Genomic DNA, 785 nt, shown 5'->3' with positions numbered 1-785 from the left:
ATAGTAAATTACTTTCTTTTTTCGCCCTATAAGAGTGATTAACTCTCTTCTCGGTAAGTCGATTATCTAGCTTATTCCAAAACTAGGTTTACCCTTACGACTACTCAAAAGATTCTTTATCCTTGACCATCCAGACTTTTATTTCCGGATTAGTAAATTTAATTACTTAGTTTTAGGATTCTCCAAGTTACGCTAAATTTCTACCTTGATTCTGTAGGGGAAGTATCCTCGTTAAGAGGCTGATTCCAGGTTTTCTCTATCTGATAAACTGTCCAATACATATCGTAAATATTGACAGCTTCTGGACTGTCCGTTTAAGCAACTTCCGGAACAGGTTATTAGATTACCTCAGTTTCCTTCTTAGGCCATCTCAGGCTTCTCCATCGAATTATTCGGTGGCGGAGTCATCTTGACTAATTTGCTTTCGTCGCAACCCGCTTTTATGGTCTGCTTTAATCTAACCTACTTTCGTTTGTTAGACCGACCATATCCTTTCAGGGTTTACCGGCCCTGGCTATTGGTTAAATAGCACGAAATTTAGGCCTCTTTGGCGCCCCGATATTCTAATTGATTTTTTTTATTATAATGATAAGTATAAAATATATTGTCGTTAAAATATTTTTTTTTGATTAATTGTCCTTCTTTATTGTAATAGTAAAATGCACATTTTGTGAAATCTTTATCTCTCTCATTATATACATATTTAATAACTATTGAAAATGCAATGCTTTTATTATCTTTTTTTTTACTATAATTATCATAAAAATTGTTTTCTTTTGATAAAT

General features: G+C 33.0%; 1 pseudogene. It reads right to left on the bottom strand.

Annotation, left to right across the window (positions count from 1 at the left end):
- Positions 1-537: 537 nt before the first annotated feature.
- Positions 538-785 (bottom strand): annotated as a pseudogene (locus KHD59_RS02385) (hypothetical protein); the annotation flags it as partial.

It is taken from the genome of Sesame phyllody phytoplasma, from assembly GCF_018390775.2.
GTDB classification, from domain to species: domain Bacteria; phylum Bacillota_I; class Bacilli_A; order Acholeplasmatales; family Acholeplasmataceae; genus Phytoplasma; species Phytoplasma australasiaticum.
Note: the sequence above shows the minus strand (reverse complement) of the source record. Positions and strands in the feature narration are given on the sequence as shown.